The sequence below is a fragment of the uncultured Sulfitobacter sp. genome (genome assembly GCF_947497275.1).
In the GTDB taxonomy this organism is placed as follows: Bacteria; Pseudomonadota; Alphaproteobacteria; order Rhodobacterales; family Rhodobacteraceae; genus Sulfitobacter.
The window spans coordinates 22,643-41,062 of record NZ_CANMFS010000007.1 but is presented as its reverse complement, the minus strand read 5'-3'; the positions used below and the strand labels follow the sequence as shown (position 1 = coordinate 41,062).

The following is an 18,420-nucleotide window of genomic DNA, read 5'->3' as shown; positions in this document are numbered from 1 at the left end:
CGACCAAGTCAGAAGGAGGAGTGACATCATGGATTTCGATCTTACCGAAGAGCAAAGGGCCATCCGCGACTCGGTCGCCAAAATTTGCGCGCGTTTCGACGATGCCTACTGGCTCGAACGCGACCGCACCGGGACCTTTCCGGAGGATTTCGCCGCCGAGATCGCAAAGGGCGGTTTCTATGGCGTGACTATGGAAGAGCAATATGGCGGATCGGGTCTCGGCATCACCGAAGCGTCGCTGGTCATGCAAGAGATCGGGCGCTACGGCGCGGCGGCCAGTTCTGCGGTGCACATCAACATCTTCGGGCTGCAACCGGTGGTCGGCTTCGGCACCGATGAGCAGAAGGCCCGGATGCTGCCACCTCTGATCCGGGGGGAACACCGCTCCTGCTTCGGCGTCACCGAACCGGACGCCGGCCTTGACACCACGCACATATCCACCTTCGCGCGTCGTCGTGAAGGCGGGGGATATGTGGTCAACGGGCGCAAGGTCTGGACTTCGACTGCACAGCGCGCAGATCATATCCTGCTGGTTACGCGCACCACGGCGATCGAGGAATGTAAGCGACCGACCGACGGCATGTCGGTATTCTATACCGATTTCGACCGCAGCAAGATTGACGTGCATGAAATTGCCAAGATGGGCCGCAAGGCGGTGGATTCGAACGCCATCTTCATTGACGGGTTGGAAGTGCCTGAGGAAGACCGGATCGGCGCCGAGGGCGATGGCTTCAAGGTTCTGCTGCACGGGCTGAACGCCGAGCGGATTGTCGTCGCTGCGGCAGCGGTCGGGTTCGGGATGTACGTTCTGGAAAAAGCGGCGGCCTATGCGCGCGAGCGTATCGTGTTCGGCCGCCCGATCGGTCAGAACCAGGCGATCCAGCATCCGCTCGCTTCGGTGTGGATGCGTCTTCAGGCGGCGGAACTGATGACCTACAAGGCCGCCGCTCTTTACGATCAGGGGAGGCCCTGCGGGCTTGAGGCCAACACCGCGCGCAACCTCGCCGGCTCGGCGGCCTACGAAGCGGCGTTCCGGGCGGTGCGCACCCACGGCGGCTTTGGCTTCGCGCAGGAATACCACGTAGAGCGGTACTTCCGCGAAAGCGTGCTGAACTTCATCGCGCCTGTCAGCGAGGAGCTGATCCTGTCCTACGTGGCCGAGAAGGCGCTGGGAATGCCCAAGTCCTACTGATGTGAGAACGCCGCGTTGGTTTTGGCCAGCGCAATCGCATGAAACTGCAATCACCCTTCGATAACCGGAGAACCCGACGGGCACGGTGCAAAGGCCCGACGATGTTTGTGGCAGGTGCGCGCTGTCGCGCGAACCTTGGTACTTGCACGGTCCTACATCGTCAGGTCAGGGACCGCTTTCAGAATGCGTTCAACCCTGTCAGGTTCCGCCCGATCACCAGCTTCTGAATCTCGGTGGTGCCATCCGGGATCGGCATGACTTTCGCATTGCGGAAGTGCCGTTCGACGGGAAACTCCTTGGTGATGCCGTTACCGCCGTGGATCTGCACCGCTTTTCCGGCGATTTCGACGGCCATCTCGGTTGCATACCATTTTGCCATCGAGGTCTGGGTGTCGCAACGCACGCCCATATCAAGAAGTTGCAGCCCGCGCTGGCACAACAGCCGTCCTGCATCTAGATGGGTGGCCATGTCGGCCAGATACCCCTGAATCAACTGATGCCCGCCGATCGGCTTTCCGTGCTGCTCGCGGTCCTGCGCGTATTTGACGGCGCATTCCAGCGCGGCCTGGGCGATGCCGATGCTGGTCAGGCCGACAAACACACGCGCGCTTTCGAACAGCTTCAGTGTCTGGAACAGACCGCCGCCGGAGTTCCCCAGAACATGGGCGTCCGTCGTTTCAGCCCGGTCAAAGAACAATTCGCAGGTCGAGGCACCGACAAGCCCCATCTTGCGCAACTCGCGGCTTTCATAGCCGCCCTTGTCGCGATCGACGATGACCATGGAGATCCCATCGTCGAGATTGCAGACCACGATTGCGAAGTCCGATTGTGCCCCGTTGGAAATCCATAGCTTTTGGCCCGTAACGAAAATCTTGTCTCCCTTGCGTTCCGCGCGGGTCTTGACCTCGCGCACGTTCGAGCCGACTTCCGGTTCGGAAATGCAGGTGGCACAAATGCGTTCACTGCGCAGGAGCGGCTTCAGATATGTCTCTTTTTGCGCCGCATCGCCCAGCAAGTTCACGGCGAAAACAGCGTGGCCCTGGATCAGCACCGCAATCGCCAGATCGGCCCAGATGCGGGCCAGTTCCTCGTAGAGGATGCCGTAGGTCATTCGGTCGATCCCGGCACCGCCGTCTTCCTCTGGTATAAGTCCGCTGATCAGACCGAATTCCTCGACTTTGGCGAACAGGGATTTCAGCGTGTCCGCGTCCGGTGGGTGGCCGAGATCCTCGTATTTTTCTGCCAACGGAGCGAACTCCGCTTCGGCCATTTTGCGGAAGTTTTCCAGCAACATGCGCTGCTCGTCTGTATAGATTGCCTGAGCGGCGGCGATCACATTTTCCATATTCTTTTCCTTGTTTCAGCGGCCCAGAATGGTGACACAGGCAGCGGCCTCTTCGACGCCGTGCAGGCCGCCACCGTTTTCGGCGATGGCATTCTTCGCACCTTGAACCTGACGCGCCCCAGCCTCTCCCCGCAGTTGCGTGACCAGTTCGAAAACCTGTCCGATCCCGGTGGCCCCTACCGGGTGCCCCTTTGATTCCAGCCCGCCGGAGGGGTTTACCGGGATCCGTCCGCCGATTTTGGTTTCGCCACGCAGGCTGGCCGGGCCACCTTCGCCGAACGGGACAAAACCGAGGTTCTCGATTTGGATGACTTCGCCCACCGCGGTGGCGTCATGCACCTCGGCGACCGACATGTCTTCTGGCCCAAGCCCCGCCTGTTCATAGGCCTGAAGTGCTGCAAGGCGGGTCAGGTGGTTTTCGTAATCCTCAGGCGAACGGTCGGTGCCTGAGCGCAGGATCGCAGCCTTGACCTTGATCGCACGGGATGGATCGATGCCTAGCCGCTTGAGCCCTTCGCCGGTGCACAGAACCGCCGCGGCCGCGCCATCGGAGATCGGCGCGCACATCGGAAGGGTCAGCGGGTAGGTGATGGGCGGAGCGTTCAGAACCTGTTCAACTGTCATCGCATCGCGGTATTGTGCCAGCGGATTATGCGCGGAATGCGCATGGTTCTTGGCAGAGACGGCGGCGAACTGTTCCTGCGTCGTGCCGAAGGTCTTCATGTGCAACCGCGCGAACCCGGCATAAACATCCATGAACACGCTGTAGGGCTTGGGCGATTTCGACCCTTCCGGTTCCTCGACCCCCGCGCCCAGATCGGCCAGACGCTGCGCGACTTCTTCGCCATTGCTGACGTCCCAACCGCTGTCGAAGGCCGAGAACATCAGCGCGCGGTCATCCGAATACATCTTCTCGGCACCCACGGCCAAGCAGCAATCACCGTTCCCCGCCTTGAGAAAATCAACGGCCAGCTTGAACCCGGTCGAGGCACTGGCACAGGCGTTTTCGACATTGACCACGGGAATGCCCTGAATGCCCATCTCGCGCAACGCGATCTCTCCCCGGATCATGTGCTGGCCGTCCATATGGCCCTGCACCGCGTTCGAGAAGAATGCGCCGTCAATGCGATCAGCCGTCACCCCGGCGTCCGAAAGCGCGGCGGTGACGGCTTCGCCCGTCATGTCCTTGATGGTCTTGTCCCGGAATTTCCCGAACGGCGTCATCCCGACGCCAACGACATAGATATCCTGCATCTTGCAGTCTCCTTGTTCAGTAACCGCGAAACTGCGGTTTGCGCTTTTCATTGAAAGCCGCCAGCCCTTCGCGCATATCCCACGACCGCATGTGCGCGCGCAGGTTCAGCATTTCTTCGGACAAGGCGGCAGCTTCGTCGACATTCAGTGATCGGTTCGCGACCGCTTTCATGCGGCGCAGCACGGCAGGGCTTTTGTCGGCCAGCTTGTCGGTGAAGTCTTGGACGGCGTCGTGCAGTTCCGCATCCGGAACGACCTTATTCACCAGTCCCCAGTCCATCATCTCCTGCGCGGATACGTTTTCGCCCGAGAACAGCAGGTATTTGGCGCGGTTCAGACCGATCCGCCGTGGCAGAATCGCTGCGCCCCCGGCGCCGGGAAACACGCCGAAATTGGAATGGGCATCGCCCAGTTTGGCGCTTTCAGCGGCAAAGACCAGGTCGCAGGCCATCACCATTTCGAGCCCTCCTGCCATGGCCAGCCCGTTTACGGCGGCAATCACGGGTTTGGGGCCGTCGCGCATCAGGCCGAAGGTATGATCGACCAGATCGAGCAGGTCCGGCTGGCCGGGTTCATGATTGGCACCGGCGACTTCCTTGAGATCCGCACCGGCACAGAACGCCCGCCCCGATCCGGTCAGAACAATGGCGCGGACTGCGTCGTCGGACATCGCGTTCTCCAGGGCGGTGGTCATCTCATGCAACATCTGCATGGACATGGCGTTCATCTGGTCAGTCCGCTGGAGGGTGATCCATTCGGTTCTGGACATACGTTCGACGGATAGGGTCAGGGGTGCTTCAGTCACGTTAACCTCATGAATAAAAACATTAATTTACGTTCTTGGCTTGCTTTTCTTCTCGGAATACGCTGCTATGAGGCGGACCCGCACGCGCGGAAAACGACAGATGGAGCCTGATATGAGCACTGCACCCCTGGCCGGCATGAAAATTCTCAGCCTCGCCGAACAATTCCCCGGTCCCTATGCAACGATGCTGCTCGCGGACATGGGCGCCGAGGTCATCATGGTCGAAAGGCCGGGTATCGGCGATCCGGCCCGGCAGTTTCCGCCCCTGTTCCGGGCGCTGAACCGAGGCAAACGCAGCGTTGCGCTCGACCTGAAATCGCCCGAAGGAATGGCACAGTTTCACGATCTGGCGAAAGGTGCCGATGTCATCGTCGAGGGGTTCCGACCCGGCAAACTCGCCGCGCTCGGCGCCGGTTTCGAGGACATGCGCGCGATCAATCCGCACCTCGTTTACGTATCGATCTCGGGATACGGGCAGGATGGTCCCTATCGAGACCGGGCGGGGCACGATCTGAGCTACGAAGGTGTCGGGGGGTTGCTGGCCGATCAGGCGGATGCCGGACAGCCCGGACCGCTGCCCTCCGTTCCACTTGCGGATGTCGGCGCGGCGCTGTTCGCGGCCATTGCGATTCTGTCGGCGGTCGTTTCCAGCCAGCGCACGGGGCAGGGGAGATACGTGGACGTCTCGATGTCGGACGCAGTGGTCTCCATGCTCACCGCCTTCCTCGTTCCGGCCGCGAATGGCACGCCGTTGGGCGAATTCATCTCCGAACCGGCCTATGGCGTTTTCACCTGCAAGGATGGCAAGCTGATGACGCTGTCCATCGCGCATGAGGACTGGTTCTGGAAGCCGTTTTGCGATGTGATCGGCAAGCCGGACCTTGCCGGTTTGAAAGGCCGTGACCGCGTCGCCCGCAAGGACGCACTGCGCGAAGAGATCGCGGCGGTGCTGGTCAGCAAGACGCGTGCCGATTGGGGCGGTCTGTTTGACACCGCGGGCGTGCCTTGGGGGCCGCTCAATTCGTTGGTCGAAACGCTGGACGACCCGCATGTACGTGCGCGGCAATTGCTGCGCACCGTCGCGCATGACAGCGGCAAGACAGAGACCTTCCTGGTTCAGCCCTTGAAATTCAATGACTTTGTATCCGGAATTTCGGGCCTTCCGCCCGAGCTTGGCGCCGACAATGAAAGCGTGTTCGCGGGCGGATCCGACTAAGGTCGCCCGCCCACATTCACATTCGGCCCTAGCAGGCAAAGGAATACCCCCCATTCACCGGATAGGTCTGTCCGGTGATCCAACTCGCCGCGTCCGAGCACAGAAACAGGATCATGCCGGCAGGGTCTTCCGGCTCTCCCAACCGGCGGATCACATATTGCGACAGGGCCCGCTTTTCGGTCTCTGCGTCGGGGATCAGCTCGGCGACCGCCGGCGTGCGTGTTCCGCCGAGGGCGACGCAATTCGCAGTAACCCCGAACCGGCCACCGGCCTTTGCAATGGCCCGCATAAAGCCTGCAGCCCCCGCCTTGGCACCGGAGTATACCGCCAGATGCGGCTCTCCGACGCGGCCCGCGTCGGATATGACGGTCACGATCCGCCCATAGCCGCCTTTGACCATCAACGGCATCGCGTGACGGGTACAGTTCAGCACCCCGTCGTAATTCGTGGCCATCCAACGGCGCCATTCGGTTGGGTCGGATTCCCAGAACGGCACAAGATCGTCAAGCCGCGACGTCGGACCCGCGTTGCCCGCATTGTTTACCAGGATATCAACGCCGCCAAAGGTTTCCTGCGCTTCGGCAAAGGCCGCGCCGACGGCCTCGAAATCGGATACGTCAAATGCCAACGGAAGCGCCTTGGCGCCTGCGGCTTCCATTTCCGCAGCAACGCTTTCTGCGCGTTCGGCGTGAAAATCATTGACCACAACGGCGCCGGCGCCGTGTTGCGCCAGATACAGCGCGACCTGACGGCCCACCCCTTGTCCGGCACCGGTTACAAATGCGGTACGGCCCTTGATGTCGAGCAGTTCACTCATAGTCTGTCCCTTTCTATCCAAGCCATCTCTTGCGACGCCGATAGTGTTTGATGTCGCGATAGCTTTTGCGTTCGCCCGACGCGGTGACACCAAGATAGAATTCCTTGATGTCCTCGTTGTCCGCGAGTTTGTCGGCGGGGCCATCCATCACGATACGGCCGTTTTCCATCACATAGGCATAGTCCGCGATCGACAGCGCCGCGGCGCTGTTCTGCTCGACAAGGAAAAAGGTCGTCCCTTCGGATTTAAGTTGCCTAAGCACCGCGTAGACATCCCGGATCATCATCGGGGCGAGCCCGAGCGATGGCTCGTCAATGGCGATGATCTTGGGTTTCGCCATCATGGCGCGACCGATCAGCAGCAGCTGTTGCTCGCCACCGGACATGAATCCGGCGGTTCGGCTGCGTAGCTCGGTCAGGCGAGGGATCAAAGTATAGACATGCTCCAGCCGGTTTTTCAGCTCAGCGGAGTTGGGCACCATATGCCCGCCTACGATAAGGTTCTGCTCGGACGTGAGGTGGCGCAGCACGCGCCGCCCTTCCATCACATGGATGAGACCGGTCTTGACCACGTTTGACGCTTCCATGTTCTGGATCGGCGTGCCGTTCAGCGTGATGGAGCCCGCCGAAACGGTTCCGTCCTCCGATTTCAACGTGCCTGAAATAGCTTTCAGCGTCGTGCTTTTCCCCGCCCCGTTGCCGCCGAGCAGCGCAACACACTGACCTTCGCGCACATTCATCGAAACGCCCTTGAGCGCCAGGATGACATCGGAATAGGTCACTTCTACGTTGTTGAGTTCCAGCATGGTATTGTGCCCGGGGTTAGGGTTCAGAACGGGCGCCGCGACCGCGGCGCCCGGTTGTGTTCACCACTTCTTGACGTCGGGAACATCCACGCCCGTTGCTTCGATGGTGATCTTGCCGTCCTTGACGGTGCCAACATTCACTTGAAGACCTTTCAGAGGAAATGGCGCATCGGGGGTGAAGGTCAGCGTCGGCAGGAACCCTTGGGTTTCCTCCGCTGTGATCGGCTGGGCAAAGAGCGCCTCGCGTACTTTCTCGCCGGTCAAACCTTCGGCCCCGTTCTCCTCGATCGCGTGGCCGATCACGGCGACGGTATAAAGCCCTTGGGAAATACCCATCGCCGTGACGACGTTCCAAGGTGCTTCCAGGCCATAATCCGCAGCCAGTGTTTCATAGAATTGCCGCGCGGGCGTGTCTTCATCCGCAGCAACCGCCATGCCGTAGGCCTCGTAATCGCCTTCGAGCTGATCAAGTCCGCCAAGCGCGCTGCCCGAAGCAGGCAGCCCGTTATGCGAGCTCATCATGATCGGGATGTCGGCACCGTTGGCCTGCAATCCACGTTTCGCCGCAACCACGATAGAGGTGTTCGTCTGGACGATCAGCGCCTCGGCACCTGCCCGCGCGACGCGGCGCATCTGGGCCGTCAGATCCGTAGGTTGTACCTCGGTATAGATAATCTCGACCAGATCGAGTTCTTCGGGATGTTCTTCTGCGTAGAGTTCCAGGCCCTTTGCCATGTCGACGTAGGCGGGCGAGGCTTCGGACGCCAGAATTGCGACCTTGAGGGGTTCATCACCGCCGCGCTGTTCACGCATCCAGCTCAGGAAGCCAGCACTCTCGTGCGAATAGGTCGGACGCGGATTGAAAATCCAGGCGTCTGACTGCCAGGCATAGCCGTAGGCGGCTGTCGCCATGAACATCGGGATCTTGTCTTCCGGCAGGCGTTCGGAAAGCGCGGCAACATCCGGTCCGCCAAGGCCGACGACCGCAATCGGGTCCAGTTCCGATTTGATTCCCGGCCAAAGGCTCGCCACCTGGGCGGCGTCATAACGGGTTTCGTAGTTCTTGTAGTTCAGCGTCACACCAAGTTTCTGACCGCTGGTGGCGTTCCACCAGTCAAAAACCGCTTCGCGGCTCGAAGCCAGTGCCGGCATGATATCGGCATAGGGGCCGGAGAAGTCCGAAAGGAGAGCAAGGTTATACGTCGTTTCAGCCTGTGCCTTCAGCGGTATGGTCGCCGCGAGGGCCATGGCACCTGCGGCCAGCAGGCCACGAAGCCCGTGTCGTGTCTTGTAGGTCATTGTTATTCCTCCCAGGTTGAAAGCCGTTCTATCGGTCAGTAGGGGAACGGCCAGATACGGTAAGACGATTTCATAATATTCCAGCGGTGCATCAGCCCCTTGGGTTCGAGGATCATGAACAATGCGATCACGCCGCCCAGAATGACGTTCATGCCGGCGAACACGATGTCGCCCCCCAGAAAGGATACCGAATCGGCGATATTCGGGCCGACGGTCGCGATGATTTCCTGGATCATACGGATGATGAACACCCCGACCAATGCGCCCACAATGGATCCCATGCCGCCGACGATAATCATCGCCACGAAAAAGATTGAATGGAAGAGGGTGAATTGATCGACACCCACAAAGCGTATCATATAGGCCCAGAGCGCCCCGCCGACCCCGGCGTAGAACGCCCCGATGAGAAAGGCATTTGCCTTGGTTGCCGCGACATTGATCCCCATGATCCCGGCCGCCACATCATCGTCCCTGACCGCCACGAAGGCACGTCCGAAGCGCGAGCGCACGATACCGAACGCACCCGCGATCATGATCGCAGTGACCGCGAAATTCATGTAGAATTGCGCGGTTTCGCCGACGAAGCGTAACCCGAATAGCTCTGCGGGAGGCACGGTGATGCCGTTCGACCCGCCCATCCAGTTCGAGGGCAGGTTCAGGACGGCAAAGTGAAAGATGAACTGCGCCGCAATGGTAGTGAGCGCAAGGTAGAACCCCTTGATGCGTGCTGCGGTCAGCCCGAAGAGAAAACCGAACAGCGCCGCCGAGAACCCGGCCAGCGGGATCGTCAGCAGGAAAGTGAGACCGGTTTTCGATGCCAGAATGGCGGCTGTATAGGCCCCGACACCCATGAACGCGGCTTGGCCAAGGTTGATCTGTCCCGCATATCCGGTGCAGATCTGAAGCCCCACGGCGATGACCGCGCTGATCATCATCATGTTCAGAATTGCGACGATGCGTCCGCTCACCAAGTAGGGCGCCGCCAGCATGAGACCGACGAAAAGCGCGAGAGCAGCCATTTGCCAGCGCGTACGGACGACGCGCCTGTCGGTGCGATAGCTGGTGGGGAAAATGCCGGAAGGATCCATGACTTACACCCTCTCGATCGTGCGCCAGCCGAACAGCCCCGTGGGCCGTACCAGCAAGATGGCAAGCATGATTATATAGGGCACGACACTGCCCAGCGAACCGCCGATCATCGGATCGAGGTAATTTGTGGTCAGACTTTGCGCCACACCGATGATCACCCCGGCAAGGATCAGACCGCCGATGGATTCGAGCCCGGCAAACAGCGCAACAGGGAGCGCCGCGAACCCGATATCGGACGCGAGGAAGGTCAGCGACTTGCCGCTGAGAAAGATCATCGCACCGATCGTGGACAGGATTGATCCCAAGATCCACGCGAAGGCAATTGATCCCTTCACGGAGATCCCCATCGAGGAGGCGACGACATGATCCTCCGCCACGGCGGTCATCCGCAGCCCTGACCGGGTCCGGTTGAAGAACCATGACAGGCCGACAGCCGCGACGACGGTGATGATCCCGCCGATCAGCAGGTTCATCGGGATCAACATATCTCCGAGAAAAAGCGGTTTCAGCGGAAAGATGATCGGAAAGGGCCGGACAGCGGGGCCGAACAGCAGCAGCACAAGCCCGCGCAGCAGGATCAGCAGGCCGACGGTGACCATGACCATCGAAAACACGGATTCACCTATCAGCTTTGTTAGGAAGATCCGTTCGATCGCATATCCGACCAGACCCGCCAGAACCAACGATAGCGGTATCGACAACCACAGGCTTAGCCCGACCTGCATGGTCGTGAACCAGACGATGAAACCACCGATGATCACAAGTTCGCCCTGCGCGAAGTTGAACACCTTGCTGGCGCGGTAGATCACGACAAATCCCATGGCGACCAATGCGTACAACAGGCCGATCAAAGCCCCGGTTATGATGTCATTGATGAAATAGACCATTCTTGTCGACCTCCCTTAGGTTTGCGACTGCCGACTGGCAGCCTTCGATGCATTTTCCACATCCGATACCCGAACCGTGGCCTTCAGCACGCCTTGCCGGCCGTCCTGATAGGTCACGGCGATTTCAAGGTCGGTCTCCGCCTTGCCGTCATAGATCGCCTGAACAAGCTTCTCATACCGCTCTTCGAGAAACGCGCGCCGGAGTTTCCGGCTGCGCGTCAGCTCGCCTTCGTCCGGGTCGAGTTCCTTTGGAAAATTCGCGAACCGGGCAACGCGTGAACCTTCCGGAAGAAGGGTGTTGATTCGTGCCACTTCGCCTTTGATAAGGTCCAGAATCTCGGGCTTCTGCGATAGGTCGGTATAGGTTGAAAAGCTGATCTTGTTCTCTTCCGCCCAACGCCCGAGAACTTCCATGTCGATATTTATCAGCGCGCTCACGAAATCTCGGGTCTCGTCGCCCAAGGTCATCAGGTCTTTGATGAAAGGGCTGTAGCGCAACCGTGTCTCGATGAATTGCGGCGGATAACTGTGTCCGTTTGCCAGGCGGCGCATGTCCTTGACACGGTCAAAGAACAGCAGCTCGCCGTCGTCTGTCATCGACACGGCGTCGCCCGTTTCGTACCAGCCGTCATCGGTCAGCGCCTCGGCTGACTTGTCAGGTTTGCCGTGATAGCCTCCGAAACCCGATCCGCCCCGAACCTGAAGCTCGCCCTCGGGTGAAACCCGGTATTCCAGCGGTTCGCCATAGGCAGTATTGCTCGGCATCCAGCTGCCGCTCGTCTCAAGCTGATAGCTGTCGCCCACATGCGCGGTCAGCAACCCGATTTCTGTCGCCCCGTAGACATTGCGCAGCTTCACGCCCATGGCGTGGAACATGCGAAAGACGTCCGGTGCCATCAGGGCGCCACCGCTGAGCGCATTGCGAGCTTTGCCGAGACCGAGATTGTCGCGCAAATGATGCAGGACCAGCGCCTCGGCAAGAGGCAGTTGCAACCGCGCTGCAAGGGTCGGGCTGCGCCCTTCCAACCGTTCGACGTGAACCGCGCGACCTACCTTCATGCCCCAATCGTACATCGCGTTGCGGACCTTACCGGCCCCCAGCATCCGGGCCTGAACGATGGAGGCAAGGTTCTCCCACTGGCGCGGGCTGAACACGAGCGCGTCGACCGCCAGTTCGCGGATATTGGTCAGCACGTCCTCCGGGCCTTCGGGAAAGTTCACCACCATGGGCGCTATCAGCCCGATCGACAGGCCAAAGATCTGTTCCGTCACCCAGGCGGGAGAAATGTATGTCAGGTATTCCGTCCCCGGCGTGATGTCGATCGCGCCCATCACCCGAGAGCAGTTATCGAACAGATAGCGATAACTGATGACGACACCCTTCGGCTTGCCCGTCGTCCCGGACGTATAGGACAGTAGCGCGGTATCTTCTGCTTTTCCGCGCTTGACGTGCTCTTCAAAGCGGGTGGAGTCGCTGTCGTGGATCTGCCGCCCGGCGTCGCTTACGCTTTCGAAGGAATCCAGCAGCGGATGGTCGTAGCCCCACAGGCCCGACCCGTCCCAGTACACGATCGCAATGGCACCGTCATACTCATCCGCGACCTCGAGACATTTATCGACCTGTTCCTGATCTTGCGCCAGAAAAATACGGGTCTGCGAATCCTGAGCGAGATAGAGGATCTCCTCGGCGGTCTGGTCGGGATAGACAGACAGGACTTTCCCGCCCAGCGACTGTACCGCGTATTCCGCCCAGAAATGCTCGGGCTCATTTTCTCCGATCATCATGACGGAATCGCCGGCTTTCAGGCCTTTGCTCTCCAGCCCGAGCGCCAACGCACGGACCCTTTCCAGCACATTTGCCCATGTGAATTCGCGCCAGATACCCAGACGCTTGTGCCGTTCGGCAAGCCCGCCGGGCTCGGAAAGCGCGCGGGCCAGCAGGACCTGGGGCAGGGTTTCGCTTTGCGTCACTGCCGGGTCGGAAAAAACCATTGCTGTTCGTTGCTTGACCATTCCGCTACCCCAGATATGCCTTGATCACAGCCGGGTTTTTTTGAATTTCCTCGGGCGTGCCTTCGGCAATCACCCGTCCGAAATCCAGCACCACGATCCGGTCGGCAAGATCCATCACCACGCCCATGTCATGTTCGACCAGAACCACCGGTATCTTGCGCGCCTCGCGCACATCGAGAATAAAGCGCGCCAGGTCTTCTTTCTCTTCCGAGTTCATGCCCGCCATCGGTTCGTCCATCAGCAGGATTGAAGGTTCCTGCGCCAGCGCACGCCCCAGATCGACCCGCTTGCGCAGCCCGTAACCCAATGTGCCCACAGGCCTGTTTCGGATCGCCTCGATCTCCAGAAAATCAATGATCTCCTCGGCCGCTTCTCGATGCTCAGATTCCTCGCGCATCACGGGGCCAAACTGGAAAAACGCCTGAATCACATTCGATTTCATCAGCATGTGCCGACCGATCATGATGTTTTCGACCACGGTTTGGCCGGCGAAAAGATGGGTGCCCTGAAAGGTACGCGCCAGACCGCGTCGGGCGATCTGGTCCACGCGCAGGCCCGTCACGTTTTTGCCGGAGAGTTCGACGCGCCCCTTCTGTGGGCGGTAAAACCCTGCCGTGACGTTCAAAAGCGAGGTTTTGCCGGCACCGTTCGGGCCGATGATTGCCAGCAATTCGTCGTCATTCACAGTGATGCTTACGTCATCCAGCGCGGTCACACCGCCGAATTTCAGTGTCGCGCCGCGAACCGCCAAAGGTGCCAATTCCGAAGATGTGGTCACATCGTGATCCACGTCTGCCTGCGACAGCATGTTGTGCGGTCAATCGACATGGCATGAACTGCCACCCGATTGAAGTCGAGGTCTCCTCGCATCAACGCTCCTCCCCGCGCTATTCCCGGAATCTTTGCCGGAAGTTTGCCCGGCTTTTCACCGAGCGGTTATCTAAAACTAACACATGTTAGAAAAATAAATCAACAACTGACTCTGATAACTTCGCATAAATAGTCAGGTGGCGGAGTAATCGGCGGAAGAACAACGCACGCCGGTTTCGTCCTGACACCAGACCGTACCTGCGGTGTCATCGGGTCGGCAATTAAGCTGTATTTCACAGGGCAGGGTCAGCGGAGCGAGGCCCCGGAAGAAAAATCCGTGAGGAGCCTTGTTCAAGGCATCCGCTGCAAGGTTCAGGAGCAGCGTTGCCTGCAGGGGACCATGCACGACAAGTCCGCGATAGGCTTCGACTTCGGTCGTATAGGGCCGGTCATAATGGATACGGTGGCCATTGAACGTCAGCGCCGAATAGCGAAACAACAGCACCGAATCCGGGGTAAGGCGCGATCTGAGCGTCGCCGGGTCCGGGGCTACGAACGTGTGATTTTCGGATTGCGATCGGCTGATCCCTTTATAGACAATAGTCTGCTTCTCCTGAATGCAGACCTTTTCGCCATTTGAGTACTCGTGATCGACGGCTACAAAAACCAAGGTTCCGCTGCGCCCTTGTTTGGCGGTTATGTCCCCGATGGTCGAACGGCGCGTGACCGTTTGCCCGACACTGAGCGGCGCGATATGCGTGACATCGCTCCCGGCCCACATCCGCGAGGGCAGCGGAACAGGGGGCAGAAACCTGCCTTGGGGAGAATGCCCATCTTCCGAAAGAGAGCCTCCCGGTGCGGAATCGAGGGTCAGACACCAGTGAATTCCCAGCGGGACGTCGCCCGCACCGGCCCAAAGATGCGCGTCGAACGTGGCGCGGAACCTGTCTATCAGGCTCGGCGTCAGGATGTCCTCTTTGGTTTCTGTCCGTCCCAGCCAGGGCCTGAGCGATTCAAGATCGATCTGCATCGGGCGTCCCTCAGAAAGACCGCGGCATACCGAGAATATGCTCGCCAACATAGGACAGGATAAGATTGGTCGAGATCGGGGCCACCTGATACAACCGAGCCTCCCGAAACTTGCGCTCGACATCGTATTCCCGCGCGAAGCCGAAGCCTCCGTGGGTCTGGATGCAGGCATTGCCCGCCTCCCAGCTGGCATCGGCGGCCAGCAGCTTCGCCATGTTCGCCTGCGCTCCGCATTCCTGCCCCGCATCAAAACGCCGACAAGCCTCAAAGCGCATCAGGTTGGCCGCCTCGACGTTCACATAGGCCTTGGCGATGGGAAACTGCACACCCTGATTTTGTCCGATGGGGCGGTCGAACACGATGCGTTCGCCGGCATAGGCGCGGGCCTTGTCCACAAACCAGTAGCCGTCGCCGATACACTCCGCCGCGATCAGGGTTCGTTCGGCGTTCAACCCGTCCAGGATATGGTAGAATCCGCGCCCTTCAGTGCCGATCAGGTTTTCGGCGGGGATTTCGAGGTTGTCAAAGAACACTTCGTTGGTCTCGTGTCCGGGCATATTGGCGATTGGACGGACCTCCATACCATTGCCGATGGCCTCTTTCAGATCGACCATGAAGATCGACAGGCCTTGGGATTTCTTCTGGACGTCCTTCAACGGGGTGGTACGCGCCAGCAGGATCATCAAATCAGAATGCTGGATACGGCTGATCCAGACCTTCTGACCGTTGATCACATAGCGGTCGCCTTTTTTGACAGCCGTGGTCTTGAGCTTGGTGGTGTCGGTTCCGGTGGTCGGTTCGGTCACGGCCATGGATTGCAGGCGCAGCTCGCCGCTGGCGATACCGGGCAGGTATTGCTGTTTTTGCGCGTCCGAGCCGTGCCGCAAAAGCGTGCCCATGTTGTACATTTGCCCATGACAATGACCCGCGTTGCCGCCACAACGGTTCACTTCTTCCATGATGATCGAGGCTTCGGTCAGGCCAAGACCCGATCCGCCGTACTCCTCGGGGATCATCGCCGCCAACCAACCTTCACGTGTCAGGGCATCGACAAACTCCTCGGGGTAGGTGTTATCCTCGCCGAAGTTGCGATGGTATTCGGGCGGGAACTGCGCGCAGAGCGCACGCAGCGCGTCGCGCAGATCATTATGGGTTTCAGGGGCCGATGTTTGCATGGCTCAGGATGCTCCGGGGCCGGAGGTTTCGAGGATTTCCTCTTCGGCGCGCTGCCACAGCTCATAGGAAATCGGGTTCTCGCTTTCTTCAAGGATATGACCGACCAGCCCGATGGCGCGTGCCATGACACCGAAACCGCGCACGATTTTCCAGGGAAAGCCGAATTCGCAGCAGATCGCACCGATTGCACCGGTGGCATTGATCGGCAGCATCTTGCCGGACTTCTCTTCGGCAACGGCCTGTATCTTCTGGATCAACTCGATGTATTCACCGGACTTGCCGTTCTGCGCCGCAATTTCGAACAGGCGCGGAGCACGCGGATCGACCGGCTTGTGCACAGGATGGCCCAGGCCCGGCACGATGGCCTTTTTGGCCCGGAATTTCTCGACCGTCTCCAGCGCGATGGCGTCCAAATCGGCGCCGGTGCCAAGCTTGTCCTCGGGCAACGCCTCGTAAAGCATCTTCGATGCGCCCTCCATCGAGCCGACAAACACCGTGCCAAGCCCGCAAAGCCCGGCGGCAACCGCCGCTTGGAGGGACTCCGGCGCGCCCATATAGGTCATGCGTGCGGCCAGTGCCGACGGCGTGATGCCATGTTCGACCAGTGTAATCACGATGGCGTTGAAAACGCGGCTTTCTTCGGGCGTGGCCTTACGGCCCGTCAGTTGCAGAAAGGCGAGATCGCCGAGATTCATGTGGCCCAAAATCTCATTCGGCAGGTCGAGCCCGCGCACACTGATCTGGTCGGGGGTGCTCCAGCCGATGTCGGAGGTAATTTTCTCTTTGCGTTTAGCCATTAGACCGGATCCCACGGAAAGACATCCGCTGATACTTCCAGCGGTGTGAATTGCGACTTGAGCGCGGGAATGGCGCGCTCGGCGATTTCATCAGCGGTCCAGCCTTCACCGGAATGGACGGAGCGCAGGGGGCGAGGCTGGTTGAACAGGAATATCTCGTTCTTGCGCACCGCGAAGATCTGCCCCGACACATCCGCCGCACGGTCGCTCATCAGGAAACAGGCCATTGGCGCAACCTTGGCCGGTGTCATCTCCTTGATCTTGTCGACGCGCGCCTTCTGTTCCTCGGTGTCGGTCTTGATCGACGAGATCATCCGACTCCAGGCGAAGGGCGCGATGCAGTTCGACCGCACGTTCCAGCGCTTAAGGTCCAGCGCCACCGATTTCGAAAAGGCGGCGATGCCCAGCTTGGCGGCGGAATAGTTCGCCTGGGCGAAGTTGCCGATCAGCCCCGAGGTCGAGGTCATATGCACCAAGGCGCCGCTTTCCTGTTCGCGGAAATAGTCGGCGGCGGCGCGGCTGGTGTTGAAGGCACCGTAAAGATGGACCTTCACCACCGCGTCGAAATCCTCATAGGTCATCTTGTGGAAGAAGCAGTCGCGCAGGATGCCGGCGTTGTTCACCACGGCGTCGATGCGACCGAATTCCTTAACGCCTGCCTCGATCATCGCGCGCGCGGCGTCCGGTTCGGTGACGCTGCCGGCGTCGGCAATCGCGTCGCCGCCCGTCGCCTTGATTTCTTCGACCACCTTTTGCGCCGCGGTTTCCGTCTGGCCGGTGCCTTTCAGCGACGCGCCCAGATCGTTAACCACCACGGCGGCGCCTTCGGCCGCAGCCATCAGCGCAATATCTCGACCGATCCCGCCACCCGCTCCGGTGACCAGAACAACCTTTCCGTCAAGTGCCTTTGCCATCTTCGTCCTCCCTCAGCTTGTCTTGCGGTATTTGTCGAGACCGCCGGTGTGCATAACGCGGCCCATGAGCGGCGCTTCGATGATCTCTTCCGCCTTGAGTGCGGCCGCGATCAGCTTGTCCAGGTCGATGCCGGTTTCGATGCCCAGTTCGTGGCACAGGAAAACCGCGTCTTCGGTGCAGACATTGCCAGCGGCGCGCGCATGGCCGTGGCCCGCGAAAGGACAGCCCCCAAGACCGGCGACCGAGCTTTCGAACATGTCCACGCCCATCGAAAGGGCGGCGTGGAGATTGGCGATACCAAGCCCGCGCGTGTCGTGGATGTGCATGCCGATCCGGGCGTCCGGGGCCAGTTCGCGCAGGGCACCGATCATCCGCTTCACCGCTTCGGGGTTGCCCCACCCCATTGTATCCGCGACGACGAGGATCGGCACGGGGATTTGTTCCTCTTCGCAAAGCGCGAGGATAAAGCGGAAATCGTCGAGAATGCGCTCTTGCGAAATGGGGCCTTCGAAGTTGCAGCCGAAGGCCGTCATTACGTAGGCGGCGTCGACGGTATAGCCTTCTTCTTTGTAAAGCCGGACCCAGTCACGCTGCTTCTCGCGCATTTCGGCGGACGAACAATTGTTGTTCGATTGCGCAAACGCCTCGGAGGGATAGAACAGAAGGCGCGGGTCGATATCGACCTCATGCGCGGTCAGGGCCTTGCGAAACCCCTTGTCGTTCAGCCAAAGCGACGTGTAGTTCACACCGGGCTTGCGTTTGATACGCTGGAACAGCTCGCCGGTATCGGCCATTTGCGGCACGTATTTCGGGCTGACGAAGCTGCCGACCTGAATGCGTTTCAAACCGGTTTCGCTAAGCATGTCGATCAATTCGATCCGCTTTTCGATCGGGTAAATTTTCTTTTCGATCTGAAAGCCCTCGCGCGGGCCTTCTTCTCTGAACTCGACGAATTTGGGAAAGTCGCTCAT

Annotated in this window: 17 protein-coding genes; 2 read left to right on the top strand and 15 right to left on the bottom strand. The window is 59.9% G+C overall.

All coding sequences use genetic code 11. The annotated features are described in order from the left end of the window. The first annotated feature begins 28 nt into the window (after nucleotides 1-28). Nucleotides 29-1,192: an acyl-CoA dehydrogenase family protein gene (locus Q1A06_RS14690; protein WP_299565161.1), complete on the top strand. Its 1,164-nt coding sequence runs from the start codon at nucleotides 29-31 to the stop codon at nucleotides 1,190-1,192. 178 nt (nucleotides 1,193-1,370) lie between these two features. On the opposite strand, the gene Q1A06_RS14685 is transcribed toward Q1A06_RS14690, so the two are convergent. The 3 genes from Q1A06_RS14685 to Q1A06_RS14675 are packed head-to-tail and all read right to left on the bottom strand — an operon-like array spanning nucleotide 1,371 to nucleotide 4,596. Next, nucleotides 1,371-2,537: an acyl-CoA dehydrogenase family protein gene (locus tag Q1A06_RS14685; protein WP_299565156.1), complete on the bottom strand. Its 1,167-nt coding sequence runs from the start codon at nucleotides 2,535-2,537 to the stop codon at nucleotides 1,371-1,373. A gap of 15 nt (nucleotides 2,538-2,552) precedes the next feature. Further along, complete coding sequence (locus Q1A06_RS14680; RefSeq protein ID WP_299565151.1) at nucleotides 2,553-3,791, bottom strand: thiolase family protein; 1,239 nt, start codon at nucleotides 3,789-3,791, stop codon at nucleotides 2,553-2,555. A 16-nt stretch (nucleotides 3,792-3,807) separates the two neighbouring features. After that, on the bottom strand, nucleotides 3,808-4,596 hold the full coding sequence (locus Q1A06_RS14675) for an enoyl-CoA hydratase-related protein (protein WP_299565146.1): 789 nt from the start codon (nucleotides 4,594-4,596) through the stop codon (nucleotides 3,808-3,810). Between the two features lie 112 nt (nucleotides 4,597-4,708). Between Q1A06_RS14675 and Q1A06_RS14670 the strand changes: the two genes are divergently transcribed. Then, nucleotides 4,709-5,812 carry a CaiB/BaiF CoA-transferase family protein gene (locus Q1A06_RS14670; RefSeq protein WP_299565143.1) on the top strand — a complete coding sequence of 368 codons (1,104 nt, stop codon included), beginning with the start codon at nucleotides 4,709-4,711 and terminating at the stop codon, nucleotides 5,810-5,812. A gap of 28 nt (nucleotides 5,813-5,840) precedes the next feature. Here Q1A06_RS14670 and Q1A06_RS14665 read toward each other — a convergent pair whose 3' ends face one another. From Q1A06_RS14665 to Q1A06_RS14610, 12 genes are all read right to left on the bottom strand, one after another. Continuing rightward, nucleotides 5,841-6,629, bottom strand: a complete 789-nt coding sequence (locus Q1A06_RS14665) for an SDR family NAD(P)-dependent oxidoreductase (protein WP_299565140.1) — start codon at nucleotides 6,627-6,629, stop codon at nucleotides 5,841-5,843. A 13-nt stretch (nucleotides 6,630-6,642) separates the two neighbouring features. Further along, complete coding sequence (locus tag Q1A06_RS14660; RefSeq protein ID WP_114865554.1) at nucleotides 6,643-7,434, bottom strand: ABC transporter ATP-binding protein; 792 nt, start codon at nucleotides 7,432-7,434, stop codon at nucleotides 6,643-6,645. Nucleotides 7,435-7,494: 60 nt separating this feature from the next. After that, nucleotides 7,495-8,733: an ABC transporter substrate-binding protein gene (locus tag Q1A06_RS14655; protein ID WP_299565131.1), complete on the bottom strand. Its 1,239-nt coding sequence runs from the start codon at nucleotides 8,731-8,733 to the stop codon at nucleotides 7,495-7,497. Between the two features lie 35 nt (nucleotides 8,734-8,768). After that, on the bottom strand, nucleotides 8,769-9,821 hold the full coding sequence (locus tag Q1A06_RS14650; protein ID WP_299565127.1) for a branched-chain amino acid ABC transporter permease: 1,053 nt from the start codon (nucleotides 9,819-9,821) through the stop codon (nucleotides 8,769-8,771). A 3-nt stretch (nucleotides 9,822-9,824) separates the two neighbouring features. Beyond that, on the bottom strand, nucleotides 9,825-10,709 hold the full coding sequence (locus Q1A06_RS14645; protein WP_037929833.1) for a branched-chain amino acid ABC transporter permease: 885 nt from the start codon (nucleotides 10,707-10,709) through the stop codon (nucleotides 9,825-9,827). Between the two features lie 15 nt (nucleotides 10,710-10,724). Continuing rightward, nucleotides 10,725-12,701, bottom strand: a complete 1,977-nt coding sequence (locus tag Q1A06_RS14640; RefSeq protein ID WP_299565116.1) for an AMP-binding protein — start codon at nucleotides 12,699-12,701, stop codon at nucleotides 10,725-10,727. A 25-nt stretch (nucleotides 12,702-12,726) separates the two neighbouring features. After that, nucleotides 12,727-13,530: an ABC transporter ATP-binding protein gene (locus Q1A06_RS14635; RefSeq protein WP_299565113.1), complete on the bottom strand. Its 804-nt coding sequence runs from the start codon at nucleotides 13,528-13,530 to the stop codon at nucleotides 12,727-12,729. A gap of 195 nt (nucleotides 13,531-13,725) precedes the next feature. Then, a complete protein-coding gene (locus Q1A06_RS14630) occupies nucleotides 13,726-14,562 on the bottom strand; it encodes a MaoC family dehydratase N-terminal domain-containing protein (protein WP_299565109.1) in 837 nt (278 codons plus the stop codon). A gap of 10 nt (nucleotides 14,563-14,572) precedes the next feature. Beyond that, nucleotides 14,573-15,736, bottom strand: a complete 1,164-nt coding sequence (locus Q1A06_RS14625) for an acyl-CoA dehydrogenase family protein (protein WP_037929824.1) — start codon at nucleotides 15,734-15,736, stop codon at nucleotides 14,573-14,575. Between the two features lie 3 nt (nucleotides 15,737-15,739). Next, nucleotides 15,740-16,534 carry a citryl-CoA lyase gene (locus Q1A06_RS14620; RefSeq protein ID WP_114273059.1) on the bottom strand — a complete coding sequence of 265 codons (795 nt, stop codon included), beginning with the start codon at nucleotides 16,532-16,534 and terminating at the stop codon, nucleotides 15,740-15,742. Next, a complete protein-coding gene (locus Q1A06_RS14615; RefSeq protein WP_299565094.1) occupies nucleotides 16,534-17,448 on the bottom strand; it encodes an SDR family NAD(P)-dependent oxidoreductase in 915 nt (304 codons plus the stop codon). Before Q1A06_RS14615 ends, Q1A06_RS14620 begins: the two co-directional genes overlap by 1 nt. Before the next feature lie 12 nt (nucleotides 17,449-17,460). Then, the gene (locus Q1A06_RS14610) at nucleotides 17,461-18,420 is read right to left on the bottom strand and encodes a hydroxymethylglutaryl-CoA lyase (protein WP_037929818.1); all 960 of its coding nucleotides are present in this window, start codon (nucleotides 18,418-18,420) and stop codon (nucleotides 17,461-17,463) included.

What these genes read in the sequence shown, in the direction of transcription:
- Q1A06_RS14625 (WP_037929824.1), bottom strand. Translation starts at nt 15,736, where the DNA reads ATGCAAACATCGGCCCCTGAAACCCATAATGATCTGCGCGACGCGCTG.
- Q1A06_RS14650 (WP_299565127.1), bottom strand. Translation starts at nt 9,821, where the DNA reads ATGGATCCTTCCGGCATTTTCCCCACCAGCTATCGCACCGACAGGCGC.
- Q1A06_RS14630 (WP_299565109.1), bottom strand. Translation starts at nt 14,562, where the DNA reads ATGCAGATCGATCTTGAATCGCTCAGGCCCTGGCTGGGACGGACAGAA.
- Q1A06_RS14645 (WP_037929833.1), bottom strand. Translation starts at nt 10,709, where the DNA reads ATGGTCTATTTCATCAATGACATCATAACCGGGGCTTTGATCGGCCTG.
- Q1A06_RS14635 (WP_299565113.1), bottom strand. Translation starts at nt 13,530, where the DNA reads ATGCTGTCGCAGGCAGACGTGGATCACGATGTGACCACATCTTCGGAA.
- Q1A06_RS14665 (WP_299565140.1), bottom strand. Translation starts at nt 6,629, where the DNA reads ATGAGTGAACTGCTCGACATCAAGGGCCGTACCGCATTTGTAACCGGT.
- Q1A06_RS14640 (WP_299565116.1), bottom strand. Translation starts at nt 12,701, where the DNA reads ATGGTTTTTTCCGACCCGGCAGTGACGCAAAGCGAAACCCTGCCCCAG.
- Q1A06_RS14680 (WP_299565151.1), bottom strand. Translation starts at nt 3,791, where the DNA reads ATGCAGGATATCTATGTCGTTGGCGTCGGGATGACGCCGTTCGGGAAA.
- Q1A06_RS14685 (WP_299565156.1), bottom strand. Translation starts at nt 2,537, where the DNA reads ATGGAAAATGTGATCGCCGCCGCTCAGGCAATCTATACAGACGAGCAG.
- Q1A06_RS14655 (WP_299565131.1), bottom strand. Translation starts at nt 8,733, where the DNA reads ATGACCTACAAGACACGACACGGGCTTCGTGGCCTGCTGGCCGCAGGT.
- Q1A06_RS14670 (WP_299565143.1), top strand. Translation starts at nt 4,709, where the DNA reads ATGAGCACTGCACCCCTGGCCGGCATGAAAATTCTCAGCCTCGCCGAA.
- Q1A06_RS14615 (WP_299565094.1), bottom strand. Translation starts at nt 17,448, where the DNA reads ATGGCAAAGGCACTTGACGGAAAGGTTGTTCTGGTCACCGGAGCGGGT.
- Q1A06_RS14610 (WP_037929818.1), bottom strand. Translation starts at nt 18,420, where the DNA reads ATGAGCGACTTTCCCAAATTCGTCGAGTTCAGAGAAGAAGGCCCGCGC.
- Q1A06_RS14690 (WP_299565161.1), top strand. Translation starts at nt 29, where the DNA reads ATGGATTTCGATCTTACCGAAGAGCAAAGGGCCATCCGCGACTCGGTC.
- Q1A06_RS14660 (WP_114865554.1), bottom strand. Translation starts at nt 7,434, where the DNA reads ATGCTGGAACTCAACAACGTAGAAGTGACCTATTCCGATGTCATCCTG.
- Q1A06_RS14620 (WP_114273059.1), bottom strand. Translation starts at nt 16,534, where the DNA reads ATGGCTAAACGCAAAGAGAAAATTACCTCCGACATCGGCTGGAGCACC.